21 protein-coding genes are annotated in these 26,188 nt (G+C 70.0%); 12 read left to right on the top strand and 9 right to left on the bottom strand.

Annotated elements, in window-relative coordinates; translation table 11 throughout:
• Nucleotides 1-114: 114 nt before the first annotated feature.
• Nucleotides 115-1,320, bottom strand: a complete 1,206-nt coding sequence (locus VLI41_RS11155; protein WP_325268149.1) for an acetyl-CoA C-acyltransferase — start codon at nt 1,318-1,320, stop codon at nt 115-117.
• A gap of 27 nt (nt 1,321-1,347) precedes the next feature.
• Nucleotides 1,348-3,444 carry a 3-hydroxyacyl-CoA dehydrogenase NAD-binding domain-containing protein gene (locus tag VLI41_RS11160; protein WP_325268150.1) on the bottom strand — a complete coding sequence of 699 codons (2,097 nt, stop codon included), beginning with the start codon at nt 3,442-3,444 and terminating at the stop codon, nt 1,348-1,350.
• Between the two features lie 160 nt (nt 3,445-3,604).
• Here VLI41_RS11160 and VLI41_RS11165 point away from each other — a divergent pair, with 160 nt between their 5' ends.
• The 4 genes from VLI41_RS11165 (at nt 3,605) to VLI41_RS11180 (ending at nt 7,934) form a co-directional block, all read left to right on the top strand.
• Nucleotides 3,605-4,399 carry an SDR family oxidoreductase gene (locus tag VLI41_RS11165; RefSeq protein WP_325268151.1) on the top strand — a complete coding sequence of 265 codons (795 nt, stop codon included), beginning with the start codon at nt 3,605-3,607 and terminating at the stop codon, nt 4,397-4,399.
• 69 nt (nt 4,400-4,468) lie between these two features.
• Nucleotides 4,469-7,339 carry an intermembrane phospholipid transport protein YdbH family protein gene (locus tag VLI41_RS11170; RefSeq protein WP_325268152.1) on the top strand — a complete coding sequence of 957 codons (2,871 nt, stop codon included), beginning with the start codon at nt 4,469-4,471 and terminating at the stop codon, nt 7,337-7,339.
• Between the two features lie 34 nt (nt 7,340-7,373).
• Nucleotides 7,374-7,568, top strand: coding sequence for a YnbE family lipoprotein (locus tag VLI41_RS11175; RefSeq protein WP_325268153.1), 195 nt, complete (start codon nt 7,374-7,376; stop codon nt 7,566-7,568).
• Between the two features lie 9 nt (nt 7,569-7,577).
• Nucleotides 7,578-7,934, top strand: a complete 357-nt coding sequence (locus tag VLI41_RS11180) for a YdbL family protein (RefSeq protein WP_325268154.1) — start codon at nt 7,578-7,580, stop codon at nt 7,932-7,934.
• A gap of 150 nt (nt 7,935-8,084) precedes the next feature.
• Here VLI41_RS11180 and aceB read toward each other — a convergent pair whose 3' ends face one another.
• The 3 genes from aceB to VLI41_RS11195 form a co-directional block, all read right to left on the bottom strand.
• A complete protein-coding gene (gene aceB / locus VLI41_RS11185; RefSeq protein WP_325268155.1) occupies nt 8,085-9,686 on the bottom strand; it encodes a malate synthase A in 1,602 nt (533 codons plus the stop codon).
• A 102-nt stretch (nt 9,687-9,788) separates the two neighbouring features.
• Nucleotides 9,789-9,998 (bottom strand): DUF4170 domain-containing protein, encoded by a 210-nt coding sequence (locus tag VLI41_RS11190; protein WP_325268156.1) that lies wholly within the window; start codon nt 9,996-9,998, stop codon nt 9,789-9,791.
• A gap of 52 nt (nt 9,999-10,050) precedes the next feature.
• Nucleotides 10,051-11,643, bottom strand: coding sequence for an isocitrate lyase (locus tag VLI41_RS11195; RefSeq protein ID WP_325268157.1), 1,593 nt, complete (start codon nt 11,641-11,643; stop codon nt 10,051-10,053).
• A gap of 160 nt (nt 11,644-11,803) precedes the next feature.
• On the opposite strand from VLI41_RS11195, the gene VLI41_RS11200 reads away from it, so the two are divergent.
• Together VLI41_RS11200 and VLI41_RS11205 are read left to right on the top strand one after the other, a co-directional pair.
• The gene (locus VLI41_RS11200) at nt 11,804-13,243 is read left to right on the top strand and encodes a helix-turn-helix domain-containing protein (RefSeq protein WP_325268158.1); all 1,440 of its coding nucleotides are present in this window, start codon (nt 11,804-11,806) and stop codon (nt 13,241-13,243) included.
• Nucleotides 13,244-13,310: 67 nt separating this feature from the next.
• Nucleotides 13,311-14,537, top strand: a complete 1,227-nt coding sequence (locus tag VLI41_RS11205; RefSeq protein ID WP_325268159.1) for a TetR/AcrR family transcriptional regulator — start codon at nt 13,311-13,313, stop codon at nt 14,535-14,537.
• Here the strand turns inward: VLI41_RS11205 and VLI41_RS11210 are convergent.
• Complete coding sequence (locus VLI41_RS11210) at nt 14,534-16,015, bottom strand: MFS transporter (protein ID WP_325268160.1); 1,482 nt, start codon at nt 16,013-16,015, stop codon at nt 14,534-14,536. The genes VLI41_RS11205 and VLI41_RS11210 overlap by 4 nt on opposite strands.
• Before the next feature lie 204 nt (nt 16,016-16,219).
• Here VLI41_RS11210 and VLI41_RS11215 point away from each other — a divergent pair, with 204 nt between their 5' ends.
• On the top strand, nt 16,220-17,083 hold the full coding sequence (locus VLI41_RS11215) for an SDR family oxidoreductase (RefSeq protein WP_325268161.1): 864 nt from the start codon (nt 16,220-16,222) through the stop codon (nt 17,081-17,083).
• Nucleotides 17,084-17,112: 29 nt separating this feature from the next.
• On the top strand, nt 17,113-18,420 hold the full coding sequence (locus VLI41_RS11220) for an LLM class flavin-dependent oxidoreductase (protein ID WP_325268162.1): 1,308 nt from the start codon (nt 17,113-17,115) through the stop codon (nt 18,418-18,420).
• A gap of 77 nt (nt 18,421-18,497) precedes the next feature.
• Here VLI41_RS11220 and VLI41_RS11225 read toward each other — a convergent pair whose 3' ends face one another.
• On the bottom strand, nt 18,498-19,052 hold the full coding sequence (locus VLI41_RS11225) for an ActR/PrrA/RegA family redox response regulator transcription factor (protein ID WP_325268163.1): 555 nt from the start codon (nt 19,050-19,052) through the stop codon (nt 18,498-18,500).
• 87 nt (nt 19,053-19,139) lie between these two features.
• Nucleotides 19,140-20,543: an ActS/PrrB/RegB family redox-sensitive histidine kinase gene (locus VLI41_RS11230; RefSeq protein ID WP_325268164.1), complete on the bottom strand. Its 1,404-nt coding sequence runs from the start codon at nt 20,541-20,543 to the stop codon at nt 19,140-19,142.
• A 70-nt stretch (nt 20,544-20,613) separates the two neighbouring features.
• On the opposite strand from VLI41_RS11230, the gene VLI41_RS11235 reads away from it, so the two are divergent.
• The 3 genes from VLI41_RS11235 (at nt 20,614) to VLI41_RS11245 (ending at nt 23,323) form a co-directional block, all read left to right on the top strand.
• Complete coding sequence (locus VLI41_RS11235; RefSeq protein WP_325268165.1) at nt 20,614-21,225, top strand: SCO family protein; 612 nt, start codon at nt 20,614-20,616, stop codon at nt 21,223-21,225.
• A gap of 77 nt (nt 21,226-21,302) precedes the next feature.
• Complete coding sequence (locus tag VLI41_RS11240) at nt 21,303-22,568, top strand: polyhydroxyalkanoate depolymerase (protein WP_325268166.1); 1,266 nt, start codon at nt 21,303-21,305, stop codon at nt 22,566-22,568.
• Between the two features lie 17 nt (nt 22,569-22,585).
• Nucleotides 22,586-23,323, top strand: a complete 738-nt coding sequence (locus tag VLI41_RS11245) for a M48 family metallopeptidase (RefSeq protein ID WP_325268167.1) — start codon at nt 22,586-22,588, stop codon at nt 23,321-23,323.
• Between the two features lie 35 nt (nt 23,324-23,358).
• Here the strand turns inward: VLI41_RS11245 and VLI41_RS11250 are convergent, their stop codons facing one another.
• The gene (locus tag VLI41_RS11250; protein ID WP_325268168.1) at nt 23,359-25,368 is read right to left on the bottom strand and encodes a penicillin-binding protein 1A; all 2,010 of its coding nucleotides are present in this window, start codon (nt 25,366-25,368) and stop codon (nt 23,359-23,361) included.
• A gap of 183 nt (nt 25,369-25,551) precedes the next feature.
• Here VLI41_RS11250 and VLI41_RS11255 point away from each other — a divergent pair, with 183 nt between their 5' ends.
• Complete coding sequence (locus tag VLI41_RS11255) at nt 25,552-26,181, top strand: DsbA family protein (RefSeq protein ID WP_325268169.1); 630 nt, start codon at nt 25,552-25,554, stop codon at nt 26,179-26,181.
• The last annotated feature ends 7 nt before the right edge of the window (nt 26,182-26,188 follow it).

The following is a 26,188-nucleotide window of genomic DNA, read 5'->3' on the forward strand; positions in this document are numbered from 1 at the left end:
CTCACCTCATGCCTAGAACCACGAGGCATATATACCTAGCAGTTCCAGGTATGACAAGAGTCATGAAAAGGGCCGCCCTCGCGGACGGCCCTGATCGTTCCAGCCGGCGTCGGCCTAGAAGATTTCGAACAGGCCCGCCGCGCCCATGCCGCCCCCGACGCACATGGTGACGACGCCGTACTTCGCGCCGCGGCGCTTGCCCTCGTACATCAGGTGCGCGGTGCAGCGGGCGCCGGTCATGCCATAGGGATGGCCGATGGAGATCGAGCCGCCGGAGACGTTCAGCTTCTCGTTCGGGATGCCGAGCTTGTCGCGGCAGTAGAGCAGCTGGCTGGCGAAGGCCTCGTTGAGCTCCCACAGATCGATGTCGTCCATCTTCAGGCCGTTGCGCTCGAGGAGCTTCGGGATCGCGAACACCGGCCCGATGCCCATCTCCTCCGGCCCGCAGCCGGCCACCGCCATGCCGCGGTAGGCGCCGAGCGGCTGCAGCCCCCGGCGCTCGGCCTCCTTGGCCTCCATCATCAGCACCGCCGCGGCGCCGTCGGAGAGCTGCGAGGCGTTGCCCGCGGTGACGAACTTGCCTTCCTGCACATAGCGGCCGCCCTTGAACACCGGCTGCAGCTTCTTGAGGTCATCGAGCGTGGTCTGCGGCCGGTTGCCCTCGTCGCCCTTGACGGTGATCTGCTTGTCCTGGGTCTCGCCGGTCTCGCGGTTGACCACCACCTTCATCACCGTGCTGACCGGGACGATCTCCCGGTCGAAGCGGCCGTCCGCCTGGGCCTGGGCGGTGCGCTGCTGGGACTGCAGGGCGTACTCGTCCTGGTATTCGCGCGAGACGCCGTAGCGCTCGGCGACGATCTCGGCGGTCTCGATCATCGAGGTCTGCAGCTCGGGGACGTGCTCGCGCAGCCAGGGATCGCCGGCCATGAACCGGTTCATCTTGTCGTTCTGCACCAGGGAGATGGATTCCACGCCGCCGCCGATGGCGATCGGGGCGCCGTCGTGGATGATGTACTTGGCCGCCGTCGCCACCGCCATCAGGCCGGACGAGCACTGCCGGTCCATGGTCATGCCGGCGACGGTGTTCGGCAGGCCGGCCCTCAGCGCCGCCTGGCGGGCGATGTTGTTGCCCGTCGTGCCCTGCTCCAGCGCACAGCCCATGGCGACGTCGTCGATCTCGCCGGGATCGACCCCCGCCTGCTCCACGACGGCCGCGATCGGCGCCGCGGCGAGCGTCGCGCCATAGGTGTTGTTGAAGGCGCCGCGGTAGGCCTTGCCGATGGGCGTCCGCTTGGCGGCGACGATGACGGCTTCACGCATAGGGAAATCCTGTGGCGGGAGGTGGATTCAGGCGGGTTCGGGCTGGCGCTGCGGCTGCTTGAAATCCGCGAATTTCTTGCCCTCGGCGACCAGGCGCTCCAGCAGGGCGGCGGGCTTGAAGTCCTCGCCCATCTTCGCCTGGAACTCCTGCATTTTGGCCAGCACCTTGTCGGGGCCGAGCTGGTCGCCGTAGTACATCGGCCCGCCCCGGTAGACCGGCCAGCCGTAGCCGTTCACCCAGACGACATCGATGTCCGAGGCGCGGATCGCCTTGCCCTCGTCGAGGATCTTCGCGCCCTCGTTGATCATCGGATAGATGCAGCGCTCGAGGATCTCCTCGTCGGAGATCTTCCGCGGATTGCGGCCGGACTTCACGATGAAGTCGTTGATGATCTTCTCGGTGACCGGGCTGGGCTTGGCGTTGCGGTTCTCGTCGTAGTCGTAGTAGCCGGCGCCGGTCTTCTGGCCCCGGCGGTCCATCTCGCAGAGCACGTCGCGGATGGTGGCTCCGTTCGACTTCTCCTTCACCCAGCCGATGTCGAGGCCGGCGAGGTCGCTCATCGCGAACGGGCCCATGGGGAAGCCGAAGTCGTAGAGCACGCGGTCGACGTCCCAGGGCATGGCGCCTTCCAGCACCAGCTTCTGCGCCTCGCGCTGCCGCTGGCCGAGGATGCGGTTGCCGACGAAGCCGGGCGTCACCCCCACCAGCACCGCCACCTTGCCGATCTGCTTGGCGAGCTTCATCGAGGTGGCGATCACGTCCTTGGCGGTCTTGTCGGCGCGGACGATCTCCAGGAGCTTCATGACGTTGGCCGGCGAGAAGAAGTGCAGGCCGATGACGTCCTGCGGCCGCTTGGTCACCGAAGCGATCTCGTCGATGTTCAGGCCCGAGGTGTTGGTGGCCAGGATCGCGCCCGGCTTGCAGATCGCGTCGAGCTTGGTGAACACGTCCTTCTTGATGTCCATCCGCTCGAACACCGCCTCGATCACGAGGTCGCAGTCGGCGAAGGCGTTCATGTCGAGCGAGCCGGTGATCAGGCCCAGGCGCCTCTCGGTCTCCTCCGGCCTGGCGCCGCGGGAGCGCTCGTAGTTCCTGCGCATGGTGGCGAGACCGCGGTCGAGCGCGTCCTGCTTCACCTCCACGATCGTCACCGGAATTCCGACGTTGGCGAAGTTCATGGAGATGCCGCCGCCCATGGTGCCGGCGCCCAGCACGCCCACCTTCCGGATCGGCCGGGTGGGGGTGTCGTCCGGCACGTCGGGGATCTTCTGGGCCTGGCGCTCGGCGAAGAAGTAGTAGCGCTGGGCGGCCGACTGCGGGCCGGTGATCAGCTCGGCGAACAGCTTGCGCTCGGTCCTCAGGCCCTCCTCGAAGGGCTCGTTCACCGCCGCCTCGATGCAGCGGATGTTGTATTCCGGGGCGAGGAAGCCGCGGAACTTCCGCGCGTTCGCCTTGCGGAAGGATTCGAAGATCTCCGGATGGCCCTTGGCCGCGTCCACCTTGGCGTTGTTCTCGCGCACCTTGACCAGGGGCTTGTTCTCGGCGACCGCCTTGCGGGCGAAGGCGACCGCGCCCTGGCGGAGCTGGCCTTCCGGGACGATCTCGTCGACCAGGCCCATCTCCAGGCACTGCCCGGCCGGGACGTGCTGGCCGGAGGTCACCATCTCGAGCGCCTTCTCGACGCCTGCGATGCGGGGCAGGCGCTGGGTGCCGCCGGCGCCCGGAAGCAGGCCCAGGTTCACCTCCGGCAGGCCGCAGCGGGCCGAGGGCACCGCCACGCGGTAGTGGGCGCAGAGCGCGACCTCCAGGCCGCCGCCCAGCGCCGTGCCGTGGATCGCGGCGATCACCGGCTTGGGCGAGTTCTCCATCATGTCCTGGACGTCGAAGAGGCTCGGGCCTTGCGCGGCGCCGCCGAACTCGGTGATGTCGGCGCCGGCGATGAAGGTGCGGCCCTCGCAGATCAGCACGATGGCCTTGGCGTCGGAGGCGATCGCCTCCTTGAAGCCCTCGTGCAGGCCCTCGCGCACCCTGGCCGAGAGCGCGTTCACCGGCGGCGAATTGAGCGTGATGACGGCGACCTCGCCGTCCATCTCGAGCGTGGTCACCGAATTGATCTCGGCCATGGGAGCGTCCTCGAATATGCCAGGGTCGCGGCCGCGCTGGGGAGGCGGCGGCCGGAATTCAAACGCCTGTTATAGGCCTCGCCGGGCGCCCGCGAGTCAATTGTGCAGGCCCGGTCAAGGCGTCTAAGAACGAGGTTCAACAAGGAAGGGGAGGGGCCCGATGTCGGCGCTCGATCTGTTCTCGCTCGCAGGGCGCGTCGCGCTCGTCACCGGCGGCTCGCGCGGCATCGGCAAGATGATCGCCCGCGGCTTCATCGAGGCGGGTGCGGCGCGCGTCTACATCTCCTCGCGCAAGGGGGCCGATTGCGACGCCGCCGCCGAGGAGCTGGGCGAGCGCTGCGTCTCGCTTCCGCAGGACGTCTCGACCGTGGAAGGGTGCCAGGCGCTCGCCGAGCGGCTGCAGGCGCGCGAGCCCAAGCTCGACATCCTGGTCAACAACGCCGGCGCCGCCTGGGGCGCGCCGTTCGACGAGTTCCCGGAGAGCGGCTGGGACAAGGTGATGGACCTGAACCTCAAGTCGCCGTTCTTCCTGACCCAGGCGCTGCATGGCGCGCTGAAGAAGGCCGCCAGCGCGGACCGGCCCGCCAAGGTGATCAACGTCGCCTCGATCGACGGAATCTACCTCAACCCGCTGGAGACCTATTCCTATCACGCCTCCAAGTCGGGCCTCATCTACCTGACCCGCCGGATGGCCGCGACGCTGGTGAAGGACCAGATCCTGGTGACCGCCATCGCGCCCGGCGCCTTCGCCTCGAACATGAACCGGGCCGCCCGCGACCACGCCGACGTGGTCTCGAAGGCTATCCCGCAGGGCCGCATCGGCCGCGACGACGACATGGCCGCCGTCGCCATCTATCTGGCGAGCCGCGCGGGCGACTACGTGGTGGGGGCGACCATCCCGGTCGACGGCGGCGTGGCCCTGGCGAGCCTGCCGGCCGTGGGCGCGGCGGGCTGACGTCCTCGGAACGGCCACGGTTTCGCGACATTCCCTGCGCATGAGGGGCGTTGTGCGACACCGAGGGCCGTGACCGAAGCCGCCGCCGATCCTGTCCGCGCCCGGGCCGGGCGCGTGCTCGCCGCCATCGCGCTCGCGCTCGGCCTGGCCATGCTGATGCTCGCGCTCGGCCTCTACGCGGCGCGCCGGCAGATCGCACGGGACGCGGTGACCGGCTGGCTGCGCTCGAAGGGGATCGCGTCGGAAAGCTCGTTCCAGGAGCTCGGTCCCGGCCGGCTCGTGGGCCGTCTCCGCGTCGGCCCGGCGGACGCGCCCGACCTCACGGTCGAACGGGCCGAGGTCGACTATTCGCTCGCCGGCCTGATCGCCGGCCAAGGCGTGCAGGTGACCTCGATCCGGCTGCTCGGCCCGGTGCTGAAGGCGCGCTTCCGGCGCGGCCGGTTCAGCGCCGGCGCGCTCGATCCCCTGATCGACGAATTCCGCAAGCGTCCGCCCAGGCCGGGCGCGCCGAGCCCCAGGATCGAGATCGAGCACGGCCGGCTGGTGCTCGACACCGACTACGGCCTTCTTCGGGCGAACGCCGATGCGCTGATCGAAAACGCCAGGCTCGTCCGGCTGGCCGTCGTCACCCAGCCGATGCACGTTGCGGCGGCGGGCCTGCAGGCGGACCTCGGCTCGGCGACCCTGGAGGCGCAAGCCCGCGGCGACCGGCTCACGGCCAGCCTTGGCGCGCGGCTCGTCCACGCAAAGCTGAAGCAGGGGGCGGCGCTGCAGGATGGGACCCTGACGCTCGCGCTCGACGCGGCCTATCCGGACCTCAGCCGCGCCGCCATCACGAGCGGGACGGCGCGGGCCGCGCTCGGCGCGGCCACGATCCAGGCGATGGGCGCGAGCGGCAAGAGCCTGCGTCTGCAGGCGCGCTCAGGCTGGCGCTGGACGCGCGCGGCGGCGGCCCCGCTCACGGGAGACCTGAGTCTCAGCGCCACGGCCGGCGATGTGGCCGCCGCCGAGCTCCGGCTGGCCACGCTCGCGGCCGACCTCACCGGCGGCTATTCGACCGGCGCGCAGCCGTCGGTCCGCCTGACCGGCAGCGCCGATGCACGTGGCGGCTGGGGCGGGCTCGGGCCGCCGGCCAAGGGCGACTCCCTACAGATCGTGGCCCTCAAGCGGGCGCTGCGCGCCTTCCGCGCCTCGGTCCAGGGGCTGCAGATGGCGCTCGACCGATCGGGCGCGCAGGCGCGCCTTGCGGGCCCGGCGCGCCTGATCCCCGACGCCGGGGGCGAGCTCCGGCTCATGCCGCGGGGGGCGGGCTATCGGCTGACCGCCGCGGGCGGCGGCCTGCCGGCGCTCGCCGCCGACATCCATGCGGTCAGCGTGAGCCGCGGCGGCGTCGCCGCCACCGGTGCGGTCAAGGCCGCCCTCTCGATCGGCCCGCTGCAGGACGGCGTCTATGACGCGGCGGGCGAGCTCCGGATCGCAGGCGGCGAGGCCAGCTTCCTCGCCAGCCGCTGCGCCGAGCTGACGGCGGCCAGGCTGGACCTCGGGGCCAATTCGGTCGAGAGGCCCTCCGCGGCCTTCTGCCCGACGAACCGGCCGCTGCTGAGCGTCGGCCGCGGCGGCTGGAGCCTGGCCGCACGGGCCGAGCGCGCGGCCGGCGCCGTTCCCTCCCTGAAGGCGCGGCTCAGCGACGGCGCGGGCCTGGTCCGGCTCGCCGACCAGGGCGGCAGGCTCTCGGCTTCGCTCAAGGTTTCCGGCGCCCGGGTGCGGGACGCCGCGAAGGCCGAACGCTTCCGCCCCCTGGCGATCTCCGGCGCGGTGAAGCTCGCCAGGGATCTCTGGACCGGCGACCTCGACGTCCGGCTGCCGAAGGGCGCCCCGGTCGCGCACGCGGCGCTGCGCCAGGATGCGAGGAGCGGCGAGGGCGAGGTGCGGATCGAGACCGGCGCGCTCGACTTCCGCTCGGGCGGATTGCAGCCGACGGACATCACGCCCCTGGCGCAATCGCTCGGGAGCGCCGTGCAGGGGCGCGCCGAGTTTTCCGGCGGGTTCCACTGGACGCCCTCGGGCGGGACCAGCCGAGGCGAGCTCAAGCTGGCGCAGGTGGATTTCAAGAGCGCCATCGGGGCGGTGACCAACCTCTCCGGAGACATCCGCTTCACCAGCCTCGATCCGCTGACGGCCCCCGTGGGCCAGATGGTGCGCGCGGAACGGATCGCCGCCGCCCTGCCGTTGTCGGACGTCAGCGCGTCCCTGGCCCTCGACGGCGAGACCCTGCGCGTCGCGCGCGCCCGCGGCTCGGCAGGCGGCGGCGCGCTGATCGTCAGCGACCTCGACGTGCCGCTCGCGGCCGGCGAGCCGATCAGGGGCGCGCTGCTGTTCGAGGGCGTGCAGCTGCACGATCTGGTGGAAGCCTCCCCGTTCGGCGACCGCGTCGACCTCGACGCGAGGGTCTCGGGCCGCATCCCGTTCGAGGCGCAGGGCGGAAAGGTGCGCATCTCGGGCGGAGACCTGCACGCCGTCGCGCCGGGCCGGCTCTCCATCCAGCGCGCCGCGCTCACCGCGCTGACGGCCCAGGGCTCGGCCCAGGCGTCGTCCGCCGCCGCCCCCCCGGTCGCCGGCGCCGACACGTTCAGCGACTTCGCCTACCAGGCCCTGGAGAACCTCGCGTTCAGGTCGCTCGAGGCCCGCGTCGACACGCGTCCCGACGGGCGGCTGGGCGTCCTGTTCCATATCGTGGGCTACCACGATCCGCCGACGCACCAGGAGATCACGCTGTCGTGGTGGGACCTGGTGCGGCGCAGGTTCCTGGGCCGGAAGCTGCCCCTGCCGTCCGGCACCGGCGTCGACCTCACCCTCGACACGACGCTCAATCTGGACGACCTGTTGAGCGACTACGCCGAGTTCGAGCGGCTGAAGGGTTCAGGCCAGGTTCAGCGATGATGCGCTGCCATGGCCGCCGAGATGGAGCGAGCGCATGACCAGACGCCTCCGGTCGACCGCCGCCGTGGCGGGATACGCGGCGATCTTGCTGGCCGCTTACGGCTGCGCGCCGACCGTGCACGTGAAGGTGGATCCGATCACCATCTACGCCAAGCTGGACGCGGACGTCCGGCTGCGGCTGGACGAGGACGTGAAGGCCTTGATCCAGAAAAACCCCGATCTGTTCTGAGGTAGCGCCATGCAAGCCAGAGACATCCTCGGCCTCCTCGCCGGCTCCGCGGTCGTCCTGACCGGTGCGGCGGCTGTCGCCCAGAGCGACGCAAAAGCCCGGGTGGACGCGGCCAAGGCGGCCGGCGTCGTGGGCGAACAGGCGGACGGCTTCCTTGGGTTCGTGACCGGCGCGGCCGATCCGGCCCTGAAGGCGGCGGTGGCGGAGATCAACGCCGGCCGCGCCCAGGTCTACCGGGAGGCGGCGGCCAAGAACGGCGTCAGCCCCGAGGCCGCCGGGGCGTCCGCCTTCAACACGGTGGTCCGCGAGAAGCTGAAGCCCGGCGAGTACTACAAGCCCGCCGGCGGCGGCTGGATCAGGAAGTGAGGTCCCTCCCTTAACGGGGAGGGACAGCCGGAGCGACGCGACGGCAGGGTGGGGGATTCTGGTTCATCCCTCACGTCAGAGCTCGATCCACACTTCCCCACCCTGACCGCTTCGCGGTCTGTCCCTCCCCATTACGGGGAGGGAAGAGGGCTAACCCAGCGCGCGGTAGGCGGGGAGCGTCAGGAACTCCTCGAAGGCGTCCGACAGGCTCATGTCGGTGAAGATCCTCACCGCCTCGGCGAACCGCCCGCCCGAGAAGGCCTCGGCGGGAAGGGCCTGGCGCAGCGCCGCCATCTCCTCGTCGAGCAGGCTCCGGAACAGCTCGGCCGTCACCTCGCGACCATCGGCCAGCTTCGCCTTGTGGCGGATCCACTGCCAGATCTGGCCGCGGCTGATCTCGGCGGTCGCGGCGTCCTCCATCAGGTTGTAGAGCGGCACGGCGCCCCGGCCGCGCAGCCAGGCTTCGATATACTGCACGCCGACCCGGATGTTCTCGCGCAGGCCGGCCTCGGTCCGTTCGCCCACGTGGACGCGCAGCAGGTCCTCGCGCGCGACGCTCACGTCCTCGCGCAGCTTGTCGAGCTGGTTGGGACCGGGCATCAGCCGGTCGAACACCTCCATGGCGACCGGGACGAGATTGGGGTGCGCCACCCAGGTGCCGTCATGGCCGTTGCCCGCCTCCCGCTCCTTGTCGGCGCGGACCTTGGCGAAGGCGGCCTCGTTGGCGGCGGGATCGCCTTTCACCGGGATCTGCGCCGCCATGCCGCCCATGGCGAAGGCGCCCCGGCGATGGCAGGTCTGGATCAGCTTCAGCGAGTAGGCCGCCAGGAACGCCGAGCCCATGCCCATCAGGCCGCGATCGGGCGTCAGCGCGTCGGGGTGGGTCTTCAGCCGCTTGATGAACGAGAAGATGTAGTCCCAGCGGCCGCAGTTGAGGCCCGCCATGTGGTCGCGCAGCTCGTAGAGGATCTCGTCCATCTCGAAGGCGGCGGGCAGGGTCTCGATCAGCACCGTGACCTTGATCGTCCCGTTGGGGACGCCCAGCGCCTCCTGGGCGAAGACGAAGACATCGTTCCAGAGCCTCGCCTCCAGATGGCTCTCCATCTTCGGCAGGTAGAAGTAGGGCCCGGTCCCGGCGGCCAGCGTCGCCTTGGCGTTGTGGAAGAAATAGAGGCCGAAGTCGAACAGCGAGCCGGACATCTCCTCGCCGTCGACCAGCGCGTGCGCCTCCGGCAGGTGCCAGCCGCGGGGCCGCACGATCAGGGTGGCGACCCGGTCCTTCAGCGCATAGCTCTTGCCGCTCGCGCGATCTGTGAACCCGAGCTTGCCGGCCCAGCGGTCCTTCAGGTTGACCTGGCCCTCGACCATGTTGGCCCAGGTGGGCGAGGAGGCGTCCTCGAAGTCGGCCATGAACACCTTGGCCCCGGAGTTCAGGGCGTTGATGATCATCTTGCGGTCCACCGGGCCGGTGATCTCGACGCGGCGGTCCATGAGGTCGGCGGGGATCGGAGCGACCTTCCAGTCGCCCTCGCGAATCGCCCGGGTCTCGGCCAGGAAGTCGGGCGCCGCGCCCGCGTCATAGCGGGTCTGGCGCTCCTCGCGCAGCGCCAGGAGCTCGAGCCGGCGATCGTTGAACCGGCGGTGCAGCTCGGCCAGGAAGGCCAGCGCCTGCGGCGTCAGCACCTCCTCGCCGCGGGCGACCGGCGGCGCCTGCAGCTGGGCGGCGGGCCGGGATTCGAGCTCGACGGACATGGCGGAGACTCCCGCCCCCGCCTGCTCCCGCGGAGGCGGGAACCGTGCGGAGGCTCAGCTTTTGCCCCGGCTTGCGCGGGGCGGGCGGACCTAATCTAGCACTCAGTTCGGCAGCACGAGCTGCTCGGTGGCGATGGCGTACCTGGCGGTGGCGCAGCTGCGGGTCTCGTCGGAGATGCGCCGCCATGCGTCCTTGGCTTCGTCGCGCGTTTCGAACGGCCCCATCACCTCAGGGGCGCCGTTCTTCAGCGTCTTGAAGGCCAGGCAGCTGTACTCGCCTCCGACCACCCAGAACCGTTCCTTGGTCATCATCTGTCGAACGCGCCGCGGGCTTGGTTGGGCCCGCGGCGCCCCATCTGCACCGTCAGGCGAACTGGTTCATCGTGTTCTGCGCGCCGGAAGCCTTCAGGGCCGCCTCGCCCGCGAAGTACTCCTTGTGGTCGTCGCCGATGTCGGAGCCGGACATGTTCTGGTGCTTTACGCAGGCGATGCCCTGGCGGACCTCCTCGCGCTGCACCTTGAGCACGTAGCCCAGCATGCCCTGCTCGCCGAAGTACTCCTTCGACAGGTTGTCCGTGCTGAGCGCGGCGGTGTGGTAGGTCGGCAGGGTGATCAGGTGGTGGAATATCCCCGCCCGCTTGGCGGCGTCGGCCTGGAACGAGCGGATGCGGTTGTCCGCCTCGATTCCCAGCGGCGTCGCGTCGTAGTCGACGCTCATCAGCCGGTCGCGCTGGTAGGCCGAGACGTCCTTCCCCTCCTTGGCCCACAGGTCGTAGACCTTCTCGCGGAACTTCAGCGTCCAGTTGAACGACGGGGAGTTGTTGTAGGCGAGCTTGGCGTTGGGGATCACCGCGCGGATGCGGTCGACCATGCCGGCGATCTGTTCCACGTCGGGCCTTTCGGTCTCGATCCACAGGATGTCGGCGCCGTTCTGCAGCGAGGTGATGCAGTCCAGCACCACGCGGTCCTCGCCGGAGCCCGGCTTGAACTGGAACAGGTTGGAGGGCAGCCGCTTGGGGCGCAGCAGCTTGCCGCCGCGGCCGATCACCACGTCGCCGGCCCTGAGCTGGCCGGGCGAAACTTCCTCGCAGTCCAGGAAGGCGTTGTACTGGTCGCCCAGGTCGCCGGGCTCCTGCGAGTAGGCGATCTGCTTGGTGAGGCCCGCGCCCAGGCTGTCGGTGCGCGCCACGATGATCCCGTTGTCGACGCCGAGCTCGAGGAAGGCGTAGCGGACCGCCCGCAGCTTCTGGATGAAGTCCTCGTGCGGCACCGTCACCTTGCCGTCCTGGTGGCCGCACTGCTTCTCGTCGGAGACCTGGTTCTCGATCTGGATGGCGCAGGCCCCGGCCTCGATCATCTTCTTGGCCAGCAGATAGGTCGCCTCGGCGTTGCCGAAGCCGGCGTCGATGTCGGCGATGATCGGCACGACGTGGGTTTCATAGTTGTCGATCGTCTCGACGAGCTCGGCTTCCCTGGCGGCGTCGCCGGCCTTGCGGGCCGCGTCGAGATCGCGGAACAGCAGGCCGAGCTCGCGGGCGTCGGCCTGCTTGAGGAAGGTGTAGATCTCCTCGATCAGGGCGGGCACCGAGGTCTTCTCGTGCATCGACTGGTCCGGCAGCGGCCCGAACTCGGAACGCAGCGCCGCGACCATCCAGCCGGAGAGATAGATGTAGCGGCCCCTGGTCGAGCCGAAGTGGTTCTTGATGGAGATCAGCTGCTGCTGGGCGATGAAGCCGTGCCAGCAGCCGAGCGACTGGGTGTAGTCGGACGGGTCGGCGTCATAGGCCGCCATGTCCTTGCGCATGATGTCGGCGGTGAACTTGGCGATCTCCAGGCCGGTCTTGAAGCGGTTCTGCAGGCGCATGCGCGCCACGGCCTCGGGGGTGACGCCGTCCCAGGTTCCGTTCTTGCTCTTGATGAGCTGGCTCATCTCGATGATGTGGTCTTGGTAGGACATCTGTCTCTTCCACTCGCCCATGACGCGGCTGGCCTTTGACAAGCCGCGCTTTCCTCTAACGCTTGATATTGCGGGTGCGAAGCCGTCGAGTCGTGAGAAGAGGCGAATGTGTCACAGCTGAACCTTGTGTGTCATGTAAATCTGTGACAACTTGACAGCCATGGCCGCCGTGACCGCCGATCGCAAGCTGTTCCTGGGCGCCCGGCTCAAGCGCCTGCGCCGCGAGCTGGGACTCACCCAGACGCGCATGGCCGAGGACCTGGGGGTTTCGCCCAGCTATCTGAACCTGCTGGAGCGCAACCAGCGGCCGGTCACCGCCCAGGTGCTGCTCAGGCTGGCCGAGGCCTACGACCTCGACCTGAAGAGCCTGTCCGGCGACCCGGAGGCGGGCGCCGCGACCGACCTCGCCGAGATCCTCTCCGACCAGATGTTCCGCGACCTGGCGGTGCCGCGCCACGAGATCGCCGAGGTCGCCGACAGCGCCCCGGGGTTTTCGGAAGCGGTCGTCCGGCTCTACCGCGCCTACCTGGACCAGCGGCGGCTGAGCGAGCTCGGCGCCGTGGGGCGGCCCGAGGAGGGGACCTACCAGGCGCCGGTGGTGACGCCGTCGGACTGGGTGCGCGACTTCATCCAGGCCCAGAAGAACCACTTCGCCGAGCTGGAGGAAGCGGCCGACGCCCTCTCCTCGGAGCTCAAGGCGGAGCCGCAGGACTTCCAGGCCGCCGCCCGCGAGCGCCTCGCCCGCCGGCACGGCATCCAGGTCCGCGTCGTGCCGGTCGACGTGCTGCCCGAAAGCGTGCGCCGCTTCGACCACCACCGGCGGCGGCTGTTCCTGTCGGAGGTGCTGACCGGCGCCGGGCGGTCATTCTCGCTCGCCTACCAACTGGCGCTGCTGGAGCACGGCGAGCTCCTCGACGGCCTGGCCGAGCGCGGCGCGCCGCCCGACCGGCCGACCCGCAATCTGCTCAAGGTCTCGCTCGGCAACTACCTCGCCGCGGGGGTGCTGATGCCCTACGGCGCCTTCTACGAGGCGGCCGAGCGCACGGCCTACGACATCGAGCTGCTGCGCGCCCGGTTCGGCGTCTCCTTCGAGCAGGCCTGCCACCGGCTCACCACCCTCGCCCGGACCGGCGCGCGGGGCGTGCCGTTCTTCATGGTGCGGGTGGATTCGGCGGGGAACATCTCGAAGCGGTTCGCCGGCTCGACCTTTCCCTTCTCGCGTTTCGGCGGGGCCTGTCCCCGCTGGAACATCCACTCCAGCTTCCGCACGCCCGGCCGCATCGTCACCCAGGTGATCGAGACTCCCGACGGCCAGCGCTACTTCACCCTCGCGCGCACCGTGGCGCGGGTCGCCACGCCCTACGCCGGCGACGATTCCGAGCTCGCCGTCGGCATGGGCTGCGAGCTCAAGCACGCCGAGCGGCTGGTCTATTCCCGGGGCCTCGACCTGAAGGAGCCGGTCGCCACGCCCATCGGTCCGGCCTGCCGGCTCTGCGAGCGGCCCGCCTGCCCGCAGCGCGCGGCCGAGCCGATCAGCCGCACCCTGATGGTCGACGACTTCTCGAAGTCGATCTCGCCCTATCCGTTCGCCTCGACCTGAAGCTGCAACCTCTGGCGTCGCTCGGGCGTGCATGCGCAAATGCGACTTGGGGAGGGGCGCCGGACCCATGCAGCGCACCGTGGTTCGCTCGACCGATCGCTTCGAGCGGAAGCGCGAGGCGATCCTTGACGCCGCCACCGCGCTTCTCAACCAGCGCGGCGTGAAGGGCCTCACGCTGGCCGATGCGGCGGCCGCGGTCGACCTCTCGACCACCAGCGTGACCTACTACTTCAAGCGCAAGGACGATCTCGCCGCCGCCTGCATGCTGCGCGGCATCGAGGCCATGCAGCGGATGCTCGACCAGGCGCTCGCTGAGCCCACTCCGGAGGGGCGCCTGCGCAGTCTGCTCAACCTCTATCTCGAGCGGGTGCGCGCCGCCGTGGTCGGGGCGGCGCCGCCGCTGCCGGTGCTCGCCGACCTGCGGGCCCTCAACCCGCCGGCCCTGGGGTTCGTCTTCGAGGCGTTCATGAAGCTGTTCCGCAGGCTGCGGCAGCTCTTCGAGGCGCCCGAGTTGGAGTGGCTGACACGCGGCCGGCGGACGGCGCGCACGCACATGCTTCTCGAGCAGCTGTTCTGGGGCGCGGCCTGGCTGCCGAAGTACGACGCCGAGGATTACCCGCGCATCGGCGAGCGGATGCACGCCATCCTGGCCGGCGGGCTGGCGTCGGAGGGCGCGGTCTGGGCGCCGCGGTCCATTCCGCTGGCCGAGCTGCAGCCGCGCGACGTCCACGAGATGGGCCGCGAGACCTTCCTGCTCGCCGCCACCAAGCTCATCAACGTCCGAGGCTACCGCGGCGCCTCGGTGGACAAGATCTCCGCCGCGCTCAACGTCACCAAAGGCAGCTTCTATCATCACATCGAGGCCAAGGACGACCTGGTGGTCGCCTGCTTCGAGCGCACGTTCGAGGTCATGCGGCGCGTCCAGCGCCTGGCCCTGGAGCTGCCCGGCGACCAATGGATGAAGCTGAGCAGCGCGGCGGCCACCCTGGCGGAATATCAGCTCTCCGACAGCGGCCCGTTGCTCAGGACCTCGGCGCTCGCCGCCTTGCCGGAGCCGATCCGCAAGCAGATGGTCCAGCAACTGGACCGCGTGTCCGATCGGTTCGCCGCGATGATCTCCGGTGGAATCGCCGAGGGTTCGCTCCGGCCGGTCGATCCGGCCATCGCGGCGCAGATGCTGAATGCGACGCTCAACGCCGGCGCCGAGCTCCGCTTCTGGGTGCCCGGCGTGAAGCAGAAGGCCGCCCCCGCCGTCTTCGTCCGTCCGCTGCTGATGGGCCTCTTCGCGCGCTAGACGGCCTCGGGCTCGGCAGACGCCGGCTCGCCCTCGACCGACAGATCGGCGGCCGCGGCAAGCTTGCGCAGGGTGTCTTCGTGGCTCCGACGGCTGATCCGGTAGCCGATCAGCAGCAGCACCGTCGTTCCGTAGAGCGCCACCTGCACCGGCACGTAGGTCATCCCGAGCGCCCGGATGACCCCGGCCGGCACCGCGCCGGGCCGCACCGCGTGCGGGAAGTGGATCGCGCTGATGATCATGCCGGAGGTGAAGATGCCCATCCCGGAGACGGCCTTGTTGATGAACGCGACCGCCGCGAAGAACAGCCCCTCCTGCCGCCGTCCGGTGGCGAGCTCCGAGTTCTCGACCACGTCGGCGATCATCGATGAGAACAGGATCGAGCCCGCGATGCCGAGGCCCGTGGCGAACACGTTGATGATCCAGATGGTCGGATAGAGCGCCGGCGATCCGTTCGGCAGGAACACGCCGAGCAAGCGAAGCACGATCGGGCCGACGCCGATCGCCAGCCCCAGCGGGATCAGGACCATGGCCGCGGGCTTCTTGTCGAACCGCTTGGCGATCTGCGGGGCGACGGCGAACGCGAAGATCGCCGCCAGCAGGCTCGAGAAGGTGAACATGCCGATCTGGAAGGAGGAGAATTCCCAGAAGTAGGTCGTGAAATAGAGGTTGATCGAGAACCCCAGGCCGATGCCCATCGCATAGAAGAAGCTCGAGGCGAGGATCATCAGGAACGAGCGGTTCGCCAGGGTCCCGAACATCTCCCGCGCCAGGCGGCTCAGCGCGATGTGGGCATGCGGCGGGGGCCGCAGATTGGGGATCTCGCGGTGGGTGCCGATCGAGGTGACCAGGATTGCGAAGATCATCAGCGCGCCTGCGAACAGGCCGTAGTGGGCGTAGCCCTCCGGATTGAGCTGCCCCACGGCGTGCGTCGCGTCCGGCTTGAAGAACACCAGGAGCGCCAGGCCGTACATCAGCAGCCCGCCCACCCAGCCGAACAGGAAGCGGTAGGACAACAGCCGCGTGCGCTCGTCGTATTCCGTGGTCAGCTCCGCCGCCAGGGCCGCCGAGGGGATCTCGTAGCAGGAGATGAAGGTGCGGATCAGCACCGAGGTGAAGAACAGGTAGGCCAGCAGCGCGCCCTGCTCCCAGCCCTTCGGCGGATTCCACAGGAAGATGTAGGAGACCGCGACCGGCACGGCCGAGAGATACATGAAGGGGTGCCGGCGCCCCCATTTGCTCCGCGTGTTGTCGGAGATCTGGCCGATGATCGGGTCGATGAACGCGTCGAGGATCAGGGCGAACATGATCGCCAGCCCCACCGTCGCCGCCGGCAGGCCCATCACCTGGGCGTAGAAGAACTGCAGGAAGTAGGAAAAGCCGTTGTCCTTCACGCCGAAGGCGATCGAGCCGAAGCCGTAGAAGATCCGAGTCGGGAGGCCGAGACGCCGCGCGCTGGCCAGGGAGTTGGTGGTCAAGGCCTTGTCTCCCGCGTCTCCGTCGGTGGCCGCAAGCTGCGGGAGGGCTTCGCGGGCGTCAACCTGCTTTGAGAAAGCGGTATGGCGGCGTCGGTCGGCGGCGGCGCCCGCGACGATTGAACTTGCGGTTTGCTAGCGACCGCTCCCCGGCGCTAATCATCGATAACCCAGGGCCGCGCGACGGCCCGGCGGAGGACGGCCCTGATGGATCGGCTCGGGGGCAAGATTGCGGTGATCACCGGCGGCGCGTCGGGCATCGGGCTGGGCGCGGTGGAGCGCTTCGCCTCGGAAGGCGCGCGCGTCCTGGTGGGCGACATCGACGAGACCGCGGGCCGGGCGCTGGCGGCGCGCTACGGCGGCGAGGTCGCGTTCCGGCGGTGCGACGTCACGGAAGAGGGCGATATCGCCGCCCTGATGGACGAGGCGGCCGCCCGGTTCGGCGGTCTCGACGTGGTGTTCAACAACGCCGGCGCCGGCGGGGCGCGCGAGACGCTGGCCGACATGACCGGCGAGGCGTGGGACCGCACCCACGCCCTGCTGCTGCGCTCGGTGGCGCTCGGCATGCGCTACGCCATTCCGCACCTGAAGCGCCGCGGCGGCGGCTCGATCATCAACACCGCCTCGATCGCCGGCATGCAGGCCGGCGCCGGCCCGATCGCCTATTCGACGATGAAAGCCGCCGTGATCCACCTGACGCGCCTGGCCGCGGCCGAGCTGGGCCGCGACCGCATCCGGGTGAACGCCATCTGTCCGGGGCTGATCCTGACCAACATCTTCACGCCGGGCGTGCCGGCCGGATTCGCCGACATGATCAAGGCCGAGATGCGCCAGAGCGCGCCGGAAGCGCAGCCGATTCCGAAGTCCGGCGAGCCCGCCGACATCGCCGCGGCCGCCCTGTTCTTCGCTTCCGACGAGTCCGAGTTCGTGACCGGCGTGCACATGCTGGTGGACGGCGGCATGTTCACCGGCCCGCGCCAGGCTTGGGATCCGGAGCTGCGGGGACAGCGTCAGCGCGAGCGCGAAGAGCGCCTCGCCGCCTGGCGGGTCGAGCATCCGGAGCCGATTTGAGGAACGATTTCAAGGCGAGGATTTGAGCCATGCGTTTCGGGATCTTCTACGAGCACCAGCTGCCGCGGCCCTGGACCGAGGGGCTCGAGCTCAAGCTGTTCCAGGACGCGCTCGATCAGGTCGAGCTCGCCGACCGGCTGGGCCTCGACAACGTCTGGGAGGTCGAGCACCACTTCCTGGAGGAATATTCCCACTCCTCCGCGCCGGAGGTGTTCCTGGCCGCCTGCTCGCAGCGGACCAAGACGATCCGGCTGGGCCACGGCATCACGCTGATGCCGCCCAACTACAACCACCCCGCCCGCGTCGCCGAGCGGATCGCCACCCTCGACCTGGTCTCGAACGGTCGCGTGGAATGGGGCACCGGCGAGAGTTCCGCCGCCCTCGAGCTCGGCGGTTACCGGGTGCCGGTCGGCGAGAAGCGCGACCAGTGGCGCGAGGCGGTCGAGCAGGCCGCCAACATGCTGGCCATGGACCCCTATCCGGGCTTCGAGGGGAAGTACTTCTCCATGCCCTGCCGCAACATCGTGCCCAAGCCGGTGCAGAAGCCGCACCCGCCGCTTTGGGTGGCCTGCTCCAACCGCGAAACCATCAAGCTCGCCGCACGGCTCGGCATCGGCGCCCTGACCTTCGCCTTCGTCGATCCGGCGGAGGCCAAGCAGTGGGTGGACGACTACTACCGCATCCTCAAGGAGGAGTGCGTGCCGATCGGCCACGCGGTGAACGCCAACATCTGCATGGTCTCCTCCTTCGGGGTGCACGCCGACGCCGAGGAGGCCAGGCGACGCTTCCGCGAGGGCTTCCGCTTCTTCGCCTTCGCGCTCGGCTGGCACTACGGGTTCGGCGAGCAGGTCCCCGGCCGCACCAACATCTGGGAGAAATTCCAGACGGCGCTGGCCAACATGCCCCAGGGCCAGGCGGACGAGGGCGGCATCGGCACGCCCGAGACGCTGCGCGCGCACCTGCGCAAGTTCTCCGAGGTGGGCGTCGACCAGGTGGCGTTCATCCAGCAGGGCGGCCGCAACAGACACGAGCACATCTGCGAGGCGCTGGAGCTCTTCGCCGGCGAGGTGATGCCCGAGTTCCACCTCGGCGAGGCCGAACGCGAGGCCCGCAAGGCGGCGGAGCTCGCGCCCTACATCGAGGCGGCCTTCAAGCGGAAACAGGGCATGCAGCCGCTCCGCGACGAGGAGATCCCGCCCGTGCTCGCGCTCGGCCGGCAGGTCGCCGAACAGGCGCGCGCCTCGGGCCAGCCGCTGGCCCCCGCCAACGCCGCCCGCCAGCAGGCGCAGGCGCAATGGGCGGAGGCGCTCAAGAGAGCCGAGAAGGCGGAGGGGTGAGGGCTTTCCCCCTCAGGGGGAAGAGGCCCATGATCACGTCCCCCATGCCGACATTTCCCCCAAAGGGGGAACCGCGGTCAGCGTGGGGCCCGCTTGGCGAGGATCCGCTGCAGGGTCCGGCGGTGCATGTTGAGCCGCCGGGCGGTCTCCGACACGTTGTGGTTGCACAACTCGTAGACCCGCTGGATGTGCTCCCAGCGGACCCGGTCGGCGCTCATCGGATTTTCCGGCGGCGCCGGGACGTCGCCCTTCGAGAGCAGGGCGCGGGCCACGTCGTCGGCGTCGGCGGGCTTGGACAGGTAGTCGACGGCGCCCGCCTTCACCGCCTGCACGGCGGTGGCGATGTTGCCGTAGCCGGTCAGCATGATGATCTTCGCGTCCGGCCGCGCGTCGCGCACCGCTTCCACCACCTTGAGCCCTGAGCCGTCCTCCAGCCGCATGTCGAGGACGGCGTAGGCGGGAGGCTTCTGCTTCACCGCCGCGATCGCCTCCGAAACGCTCGCCACCAGGACGGGTTCGAAGCCACGCTGCTCGAGCGCGCGGCCGAGGCGGGTGCGCAACGGGGCGTCGTCATCCAGCAGCAGGAGCGACTTGTCCGTCAGGGCGGAGACTTCCGTGGAAAGGTCGGTCATGCCGTCACCCCGCGACGGGGCTCCCTAAACGCAACCATCGCGGCATCCTGTCGCACGAACTCATCTATCCGCAAGCCCCGGTCTTGATCACGCCTCACCGACTTCAACGCGCGAGCGCGGCCAGCGAGCCGAAATCACCGCGCCGCGCGGCCTTCCGTTCTGAAAGGTGACGACCGCCCCGGTCCTTTCCAACAGGGTCTTGGCGATGAAGAAACCGAGCCCCATGCCGATGTGGCCGGTGCGCGAGCCCTCGGCGCCCGGCCGGGTGGTCACGTAAGGCTCGCCGAGCTTGGCGAGGATCTCGGGTGCGAAGCCGGGCCCGTCGTCGCGCACCTCCACCGAGACCGTCTCCGCATCGAAACGGGCGGTGACCAGCACCTCGGCGGCGGCGAAATCGACGGCGTTCTCCACGAAGGAGGCCAGGGCGTGGACGATCTCCGGCATCCGCCGCATGTCGGGTGAGCGCACGCCAGGCGCGCCGGTGACGATCGCCTCGACGCGGACGTCCTTCACCTCGGCGTGCGGCTCGATCACCTCCTGCACGAGCTGGCGCAGGCTCATGCGTTCGTGGACCTCGTCGGAGGCCTTGTCGGGAGTCTCGGTCAGCCTGCGCAGGATCTCGCGGCACCGCTCCGCCTGGGCCATGAGCAGCTCGGCGTCGTCCTTGACCGAGGGCGTCGGCGCTTCGCGGGCCAGCTCCTTGGCGACGATGGAGATGGTGGCGAGCGGCGTGCCGAGCTCATGGGCCGCCGCGGCGGCGAGCGCGCCCAAGGCCGAGAGCTGCTGTTCGCGCGACAGGACGGTCTGGGTGACGTCGAGCGCCAGGGCCATGCGCGCCGCCTCCACCGCGCTCTGCCGCACGAACCCGCCGATCAGCGCCAGGCCGGCGATGTTGGCGATCGCCGCGCCCACCCGATAGTCCGGCGAGATCACCAGGCTGGTTCCGACCGTTTCCGGCAGCGGCAGCGAGACGTAGGCCAGCAAAAGCGAAGCCGCCGCAGCCAGTCCCACCAGGACCAGGAGGTGACGGCGCGGCAGGCTGGCCGCCGCCAGGGTCACCGGGGCGATCAGCAGCACCATGAAAGGGTTGGCCGTGCCGCCGGTCAGGAACATCAGCACCGCGATCTGGGCGATGTCGACGCCGAGCTGGGCGGCCGCCTCGACGTCGCCAAGCACCCTCTGGCCCGGCGAGGCCACGCCGGTCAGCAGGTTGACCCAGCCGCCCGCCGCCACCACGCCGAAGCAGAGTGGATACGGCGCGCGGAACCCGAGCACGAAATAGGCGACCAGCAGCAGCAGGGCCTCGCCGCCGATGATCAGCCAGCGCTGGGTGACCAGCGAACGGACGCGAAGGCGGCCCCGGTGGATCGCCCCTTCGCCCCAATCGGTCTCGCCCGGCGTCGCGCTGGCTTGCGCGGCGCCGGAGCCCACTTTATCGAAACGCCCAGCGGGCGTCGGAGAAGGCGTGGCGGGGGTCCGCACGTCAGCCATGGCCCTGTCAGGATCGCGCGCTCGGCGGTCCCTGACGAGGCCAAATGCGGAAAAGGAGCCCGAACGCGTCATGAGCCGGGGTTTCCTGGTCGTCCTCGCCGGGCTGGCCCTGGCCTTCGCGGTGCTGACGGGTCTGGCCGTCGAGCGGGGGATCCTGCGCCCGCAGCAGCAAACCGCCGCCATAGGCGGGCCGTTCCACCTCACCAGCACGTCCGGCCGGTCGGTCGACCAGAGCGTGCTGAAGGGCAAGTGGAGCGCCGTCTTCTTCGGCTACAGCTTCTGTCCGGACGCCTGCCCGACGACGCTGTTCGCGCTCGGCCAGGCCGAGAAGGCGCTGGGGCCGAAGGCGGCCGATTTCCAGACCGTCTTCATCTCGGTCGATCCGGCGCGCGACACGCCCAAGGTCCTGGGCGCCTATCTGCACACCCCGGCCTTTCCGCAGCACGTGGTCGGCCTCACGGGCTCCCCTGCTCAGGTGGCCGAGGCCGCGCATGCCTACAAGGTCTTCTATCAGGCCGCCGGCGCGGGGCCCGACTACACCGTCAATCACTCGAGCTTCACCTATCTGATGAACCCGAAGGGGCGCTTCGCCTGCGTGATCCCCTACGATACGCCTCCCCAGGCGATCGCCGCGCGCGTGGAGAAGGCGATGTCACAGGGCGCGGCGGCGACGAGCTGCTGAGCGCGCGCGCCGCGCCGGATTGTTCGGCCGATTAACGATTCGCATGTTAATGCCGCAACGCACAATGGCGAGGCGGCATGCTCTATTCGCTCTACGAGGCGGGCTACTACGCGGCGACGCCGCTGCGCATGGCGGCTCTGATGTCGCGGGAATTCTGGTCCTCTCCGCTGAACCCGGCCCGCGAGACCGAGCTTGGACGGAGCCTTTACGCCGCCTCCGATCTCTACGCGAACCTCACCCGTCGCTATGGCAAGCCGGCCTGGGGCCTCGATGAGGTGTCCGTGGAGGGCCGGCCGGTTCGGGTTACGGCCGAGACGGCCTGGTCCTCGCCGTGGGTGAACCTGCTGCACTTCCGGCGCGATCCCGCAGGCCTGGCCGCCGCCGGACGCGCCGCGCCGGAGCCGAAGGTGCTGATCGTGGCGCCGCTGTCGGGCCACCACGCCACGCTGCTGCGCGGCACGGTCCGCGCCTTCCTGGCCGACCACGAGGTCTATGTCACCGACTGGGCCAACGCCCGCGACGTGCCGCTCGGCGACGGCCCGTTCGATTTCCACGACTACATCGACCGCGTCTGCGACATGCTGGGCGAGATCGGGCCGCGGGCCCACGTGGTGGCGGTCTGCCAGCCCGGCCCCGCCGTCCTGGCGGCGGCCGCCCTGATGTCCGAGGACCGCGACCGGAACCGGCCCGCCTCGATCACCCTGATGGGATCGCCCATCGACGCCCGGCTCTCGCCGACGGTGACCAACCGGCTCGCCGAGGCGCGGCCGTTCGCCTGGTTCCAGTCAAACATGATCTATGCCGTGCCGGCCCCGCACCCCGGCGCAGGCCGGCGTGTCTATCCCGGCTTCATCCAGCTCGCGGCCTTCCTGTCGATGAACCTCGAGCGGCACCAGGCGGCGCACCTGCAATACCTGCAGCAGCTGATGGCCGGCGATGGCGATTCCGCCGAGAAGCACCTGGAATTCTACGACGAATATCTGTCGGTGCTCGACCTCACCGAGGAGTTCTACCTCCAGACGGTGGACGAGGTGTTCCAGCGCTATCTCCTGCCCAAGGGCGAGCTCGTCCATCGCGGCCGCCAGGTGCGCCCCGAGCGGATCGCCGACATCGGCCTGCTCACCGTCGAGGGCGAGAACGACGACATCTCCGGCATTGGCCAGACGCGCGCGGCGCACGAGCTCTGCCGCGGGCTGCCCCCGGAGCTCAAGGAAGACTACGTGCAGCCCGGCGTCGGCCACTACGGCGTCTTCAACGGCCGCCGCTTCGAGGCCGAGATCTACCCCAGGATCCGCGCGTTCATCCGCCGCACGGACCCGGGCTTCGACACGACTCGCGCCTGACCCTACAGTCGCGGTCCATGGCGCCCTTCGGCAGGTCTCTCACCGATGGCGACCGGCTGGAGGTTGCCGGCGCGGTCGTGACGCTCAAGGTCAACCGTCGCGCCCGCCGCGTGTCGCTCCGGCTCGACCGGACGCGCCGCCAGATCGTCGCCACGGCGCCGTCTCCCCGGCGGCTGGCGGAAGCCGCCGCCTTCGCCCGCGAGCGCGCCCACTGGATCGCCGCGCGGCTCGCCGAGTTGCCCGCGGCCGAGCCGATCCATCCGGGCCTGGTGCTGCAGGTGTTCGGCGAGGACGTGTGGCTGGAGGCGGGATCCGGCCGCGCCCGCTGGCACGACGCCGCCGACGGCCAGCCCCACCGCATCGCCGCCATGGGCGAGGGCGAGGGCTACGCGCGCGCCGTCATGCTGATGATCAGGAAGCGCGCGCTCGCGGTGCTCGGCGAGCGCACGGCGGCGCACGCCGCGCGGCTGGGCGCGCCGATGCCGAAGGTCGCGATCATGGACGCCAAGGCCCGCTGGGGCTCATGCCGTCCGGGACGGCGCGGCGGCGCGGGCTCGATCCGCTATTCGTGGCGGCTGGCCCTCGCGCCTTTCGAGGTCGCCGACTACGTGGCGGCCCACGAATGCGCGCACCTCCTGGAGCTCAACCACGGGCCGCGCTTCTGGGCCCACGTGAAGGCGCTGATCGGCGACGAGCGGCCGCACCGCGCCTGGCTGCGCGCCGAGGGCGCCAGGCTGCACGCCTTCGGAACCTGAGGACCAATCCCTCTCCCCGCCGCGATCGTAGCTACTCAGTACGGCGGCAGGTTGGGGTCGGACTGCGGCTGCTCCGGATAGGGCTGCGGCGGCGGCCCCTGATTGCTCGGCCGGATCGCCTGCTGGGCGCCGTTCAACAGGTCGCCGATCAGATCCGACGGCTGCGGCTGCGGCGCCTCTCCGCCGGGGATGGGCGCGACCTTCAGCCGGGGCAGCGCCTGGGCCATGTAATCGTGCCAGATCCCGGCGGGCACAGTGCCTCCGGTCACCTTGCGCATCGGCGTGTTGTCGTCGCGGCCGACCCACACCGCCGTCGTGAAGCCGCCGGTGTAGCCGATGAACCAGGCGTCGCGGTAGTCGCTGGTGGTGCCGGTCTTGCCGGCCAGGTCGAAGCCGGGCACGGCGGCGCGGGTTCCGGTGCCGGAGCCGATCACCGCGCGCATCATGCGGATCATGTAGGCGAGCGCCGGCTGGCCGATCACGGCGCGCCGATCGGCGCCCCCCATGCCCTGATCGTAGAGCACGCGCCCGGAGGCGGTGCGGATCCGCTCGATGGCGTGAGCCTTGACGAAGAAGCCGCCGTTGGAGAAGGCGTCGTAGGCCTGGGCCATCTCGAGCGGGCTCACCTCCACCGCGCCCAGGGCCATGGAGGGGTCGAGCTGGATCGGCGAGGTGATGCCCAGCCGCTTGGCGGTCATCGCCACATTGGCGGTGCCGACCTCGTTGGCGAGCCGCGCGGCCACGGTGTTGATCGATTCCTTCAGGGCGATCTCCAGCGTGATCGGACCCAGGTAGCGGCCGGTGTAGTTGCGCGGCTGCCAGTTGCCGATGGTGATCGGCTCGTCCACCACCGGCGTATCGGGCGTGCGGCCGGCGTCCATGGCGGTGAGGTAGACGAACGGCTTGAAGGCCGAGCCGGCCTGGCGCCTGGCCTGGCTCACCCGATCGAACTGGCTCTGCAGGTAGTTGATCCCGCCCACATAGGCGCGCACGCGGCCTTCGCCGTCGATGCTGATCAGCGCTCCCTGCTGGACCCCCTGGCTCGCCGCCGCGGCCACGTCGCGTTGCAGCGCCTGCTCCGCGGAGGTCTGCAGCGGCAGGTCGAGCGTGGTCTCCACCACCAGGTCCTCGGTCGGTTCGCCCACCAGTTGGCGGACCTGATCGTCCAGCCAGTCGGTGAAGTACTGCGCCCGCTGGTTGGCGAGCACCGGGTTGACCCGGATCGGCCCGCCGTTGATGGCCGCTTCCTCCTGCTGGCGCGTGATGGCGTGCATGCGCACCATCTCGTCCAGCACCATGGTGGCGCGGCGCGCGGCGCGGTCGGTCGCCGCCACCGGCGAGTAGCGCGACGGACCCTTCATCATGCCGGCCAGCAGCGCCGCCTCGGAGAGCGTGAGCTGCGAAGCAGGCTGGCCGAAGTAGCGCTCCGAGGCCGCCTCGATGCCGTAGGCGCCGGCGCCGAAATAGACTCGGTTCAGGTAGAGCTCGAGGATCTGCTTCTTGGAGAACTTGGCCTCCAGCCAGACGGCCAGGATCAGCTCCTGGATCTTCCGCCGGTAGGTCTGGCTGGGCGTCAGGAACAGGTTGCGCGCGAGCTGCTGGGTGATGGTCGAGCCGCCGCGCAGCGGGCCGCCGCGATGGGTGGCGTTGTAGAACAGGCTGCGGGCGATGCCCCAGGGATTGAACCCGAAGTGCCAGTAGAACCAGCGGTCCTCGATGGCGATGAACGCCTTCGGCACGTAGGGCGGCAGCTTGTCCAGGTCGACGGGCGGCGCGTACTGGCTGCCGCGCACCGAGATCAGCGCGCCCGAGCGGTCCAGGTAGGAGACCGAGGGCTGGCGCTTCACCTGGTAGAGCTTGGAGGTGTCCGGCAGGTCGACCGAGAAGACGGCGAAGAAGGCGACCAGGAAAATCAGCGCCCAGACGCCCATCACCATGGTCCAATAGATGAACGCCTGCAGCCGCGTGCGCCTGGGGCGGGGTGGGCGGGGACCGCGCCTGTCGGGTCCGCGACCGCCGGGTCCGGGCGATTGCGCGTCAGCCATTCTCGTTGGTCGTCCTACTGTGGGCCGCCCCGACCCGGCCCGACCCTTACCTCAGCGGACGATTGCGCGCGACAAGATTGACGAGGTGTGAACGGCCCGCGGCCGCGCCTTCCTTTGCGGCCCGGCTTGGGCCACATTCCGCGCCGCGCCGCGACCCTGGGCGCCGTCTTGAGGGATGAGGAGATGCCGAGAATCAAGCTCGCCGTGGCCGTCCTGCTGAGCGCCCTGGCGCTGGCCGCCTGCAGCCAGAACAAGGGCGGCGGAGGCGGCGGCTCGGCGACGGCCCTGCCCGACGACATGAGCCTCGGCAACCCGAAGGCCAAGGTGACGGTGGTCGAGTACGCCTCGGTCGGCTGCCCGGTCTGCGACAAGTGGCAGCTCGAGGTCTGGCCGGCGTTCCGCGCCAAGTACGTCGACACCGGGCGCGTGCACTACGTGTTCCGCGAGATGCTGGTCGGCGGCGGCCCCGAGGTGACGGTGGCCGCGTCCGGCTTCCTGCTCGCCCGCTGCGCCGGGCGGGACAAGTACTTCCCGGTCATCGACGCCATCTTCAAGAACCAGCAGGAGGCCTTCGCCGACCCGCGTGGGACGCTGGAGACGATCGCCAAGTCGATGGGCATGAGCGAGGCCCAGTTCAACCAATGCGTCGGGGACGACAAGGCGATTCAGGCGCTCAACGACCGCACCGAGAAGAACGCCAAGGACAACCACGTCGATTCCACGCCCACCTTCGTGGTCAACGGCAAGATGCTGACCCCCGGCTACCACAGCCTGCCCGAGCTCGACGCCGCGATCGCGGAGGCGGGCGGCTAGGAACCGC

This window comes from Phenylobacterium sp., assembly GCF_035475775.1.
In the GTDB taxonomy this organism is placed as follows: domain Bacteria; phylum Pseudomonadota; class Alphaproteobacteria; order Caulobacterales; family Caulobacteraceae; genus Phenylobacterium.

Excerpts from the sequence above, each read along its gene's own strand:
- VLI41_RS11155 (WP_325268149.1), bottom strand. The coding sequence starts at position 1,320 with ATGCGTGAAGCCGTCATCGTCGCCGCCAAGCGGACGCCCATCGGCAAG.
- VLI41_RS11160 (WP_325268150.1), bottom strand. The coding sequence starts at position 3,444 with ATGGCCGAGATCAATTCGGTGACCACGCTCGAGATGGACGGCGAGGTC.
- VLI41_RS11165 (WP_325268151.1), top strand. The coding sequence starts at position 3,605 with ATGTCGGCGCTCGATCTGTTCTCGCTCGCAGGGCGCGTCGCGCTCGTC.
- VLI41_RS11175 (WP_325268153.1), top strand. The coding sequence starts at position 7,374 with ATGACCAGACGCCTCCGGTCGACCGCCGCCGTGGCGGGATACGCGGCG.
- VLI41_RS11180 (WP_325268154.1), top strand. The coding sequence starts at position 7,578 with ATGCAAGCCAGAGACATCCTCGGCCTCCTCGCCGGCTCCGCGGTCGTC.
- aceB (WP_325268155.1), bottom strand. The coding sequence starts at position 9,686 with ATGTCCGTCGAGCTCGAATCCCGGCCCGCCGCCCAGCTGCAGGCGCCG.
- VLI41_RS11190 (WP_325268156.1), bottom strand. The coding sequence starts at position 9,998 with ATGATGACCAAGGAACGGTTCTGGGTGGTCGGAGGCGAGTACAGCTGC.
- VLI41_RS11195 (WP_325268157.1), bottom strand. The coding sequence starts at position 11,643 with ATGTCCTACCAAGACCACATCATCGAGATGAGCCAGCTCATCAAGAGC.
- VLI41_RS11200 (WP_325268158.1), top strand. The coding sequence starts at position 11,804 with ATGGCCGCCGTGACCGCCGATCGCAAGCTGTTCCTGGGCGCCCGGCTC.
- VLI41_RS11205 (WP_325268159.1), top strand. The coding sequence starts at position 13,311 with ATGCAGCGCACCGTGGTTCGCTCGACCGATCGCTTCGAGCGGAAGCGC.
- VLI41_RS11215 (WP_325268161.1), top strand. The coding sequence starts at position 16,220 with ATGGATCGGCTCGGGGGCAAGATTGCGGTGATCACCGGCGGCGCGTCG.
- VLI41_RS11220 (WP_325268162.1), top strand. The coding sequence starts at position 17,113 with ATGCGTTTCGGGATCTTCTACGAGCACCAGCTGCCGCGGCCCTGGACC.
- VLI41_RS11225 (WP_325268163.1), bottom strand. The coding sequence starts at position 19,052 with ATGACCGACCTTTCCACGGAAGTCTCCGCCCTGACGGACAAGTCGCTC.
- VLI41_RS11230 (WP_325268164.1), bottom strand. The coding sequence starts at position 20,543 with ATGGCTGACGTGCGGACCCCCGCCACGCCTTCTCCGACGCCCGCTGGG.
- VLI41_RS11235 (WP_325268165.1), top strand. The coding sequence starts at position 20,614 with ATGAGCCGGGGTTTCCTGGTCGTCCTCGCCGGGCTGGCCCTGGCCTTC.
- VLI41_RS11240 (WP_325268166.1), top strand. The coding sequence starts at position 21,303 with ATGCTCTATTCGCTCTACGAGGCGGGCTACTACGCGGCGACGCCGCTG.
- VLI41_RS11245 (WP_325268167.1), top strand. The coding sequence starts at position 22,586 with ATGGCGCCCTTCGGCAGGTCTCTCACCGATGGCGACCGGCTGGAGGTT.
- VLI41_RS11250 (WP_325268168.1), bottom strand. The coding sequence starts at position 25,368 with ATGGCTGACGCGCAATCGCCCGGACCCGGCGGTCGCGGACCCGACAGG.
- VLI41_RS11255 (WP_325268169.1), top strand. The coding sequence starts at position 25,552 with ATGCCGAGAATCAAGCTCGCCGTGGCCGTCCTGCTGAGCGCCCTGGCG.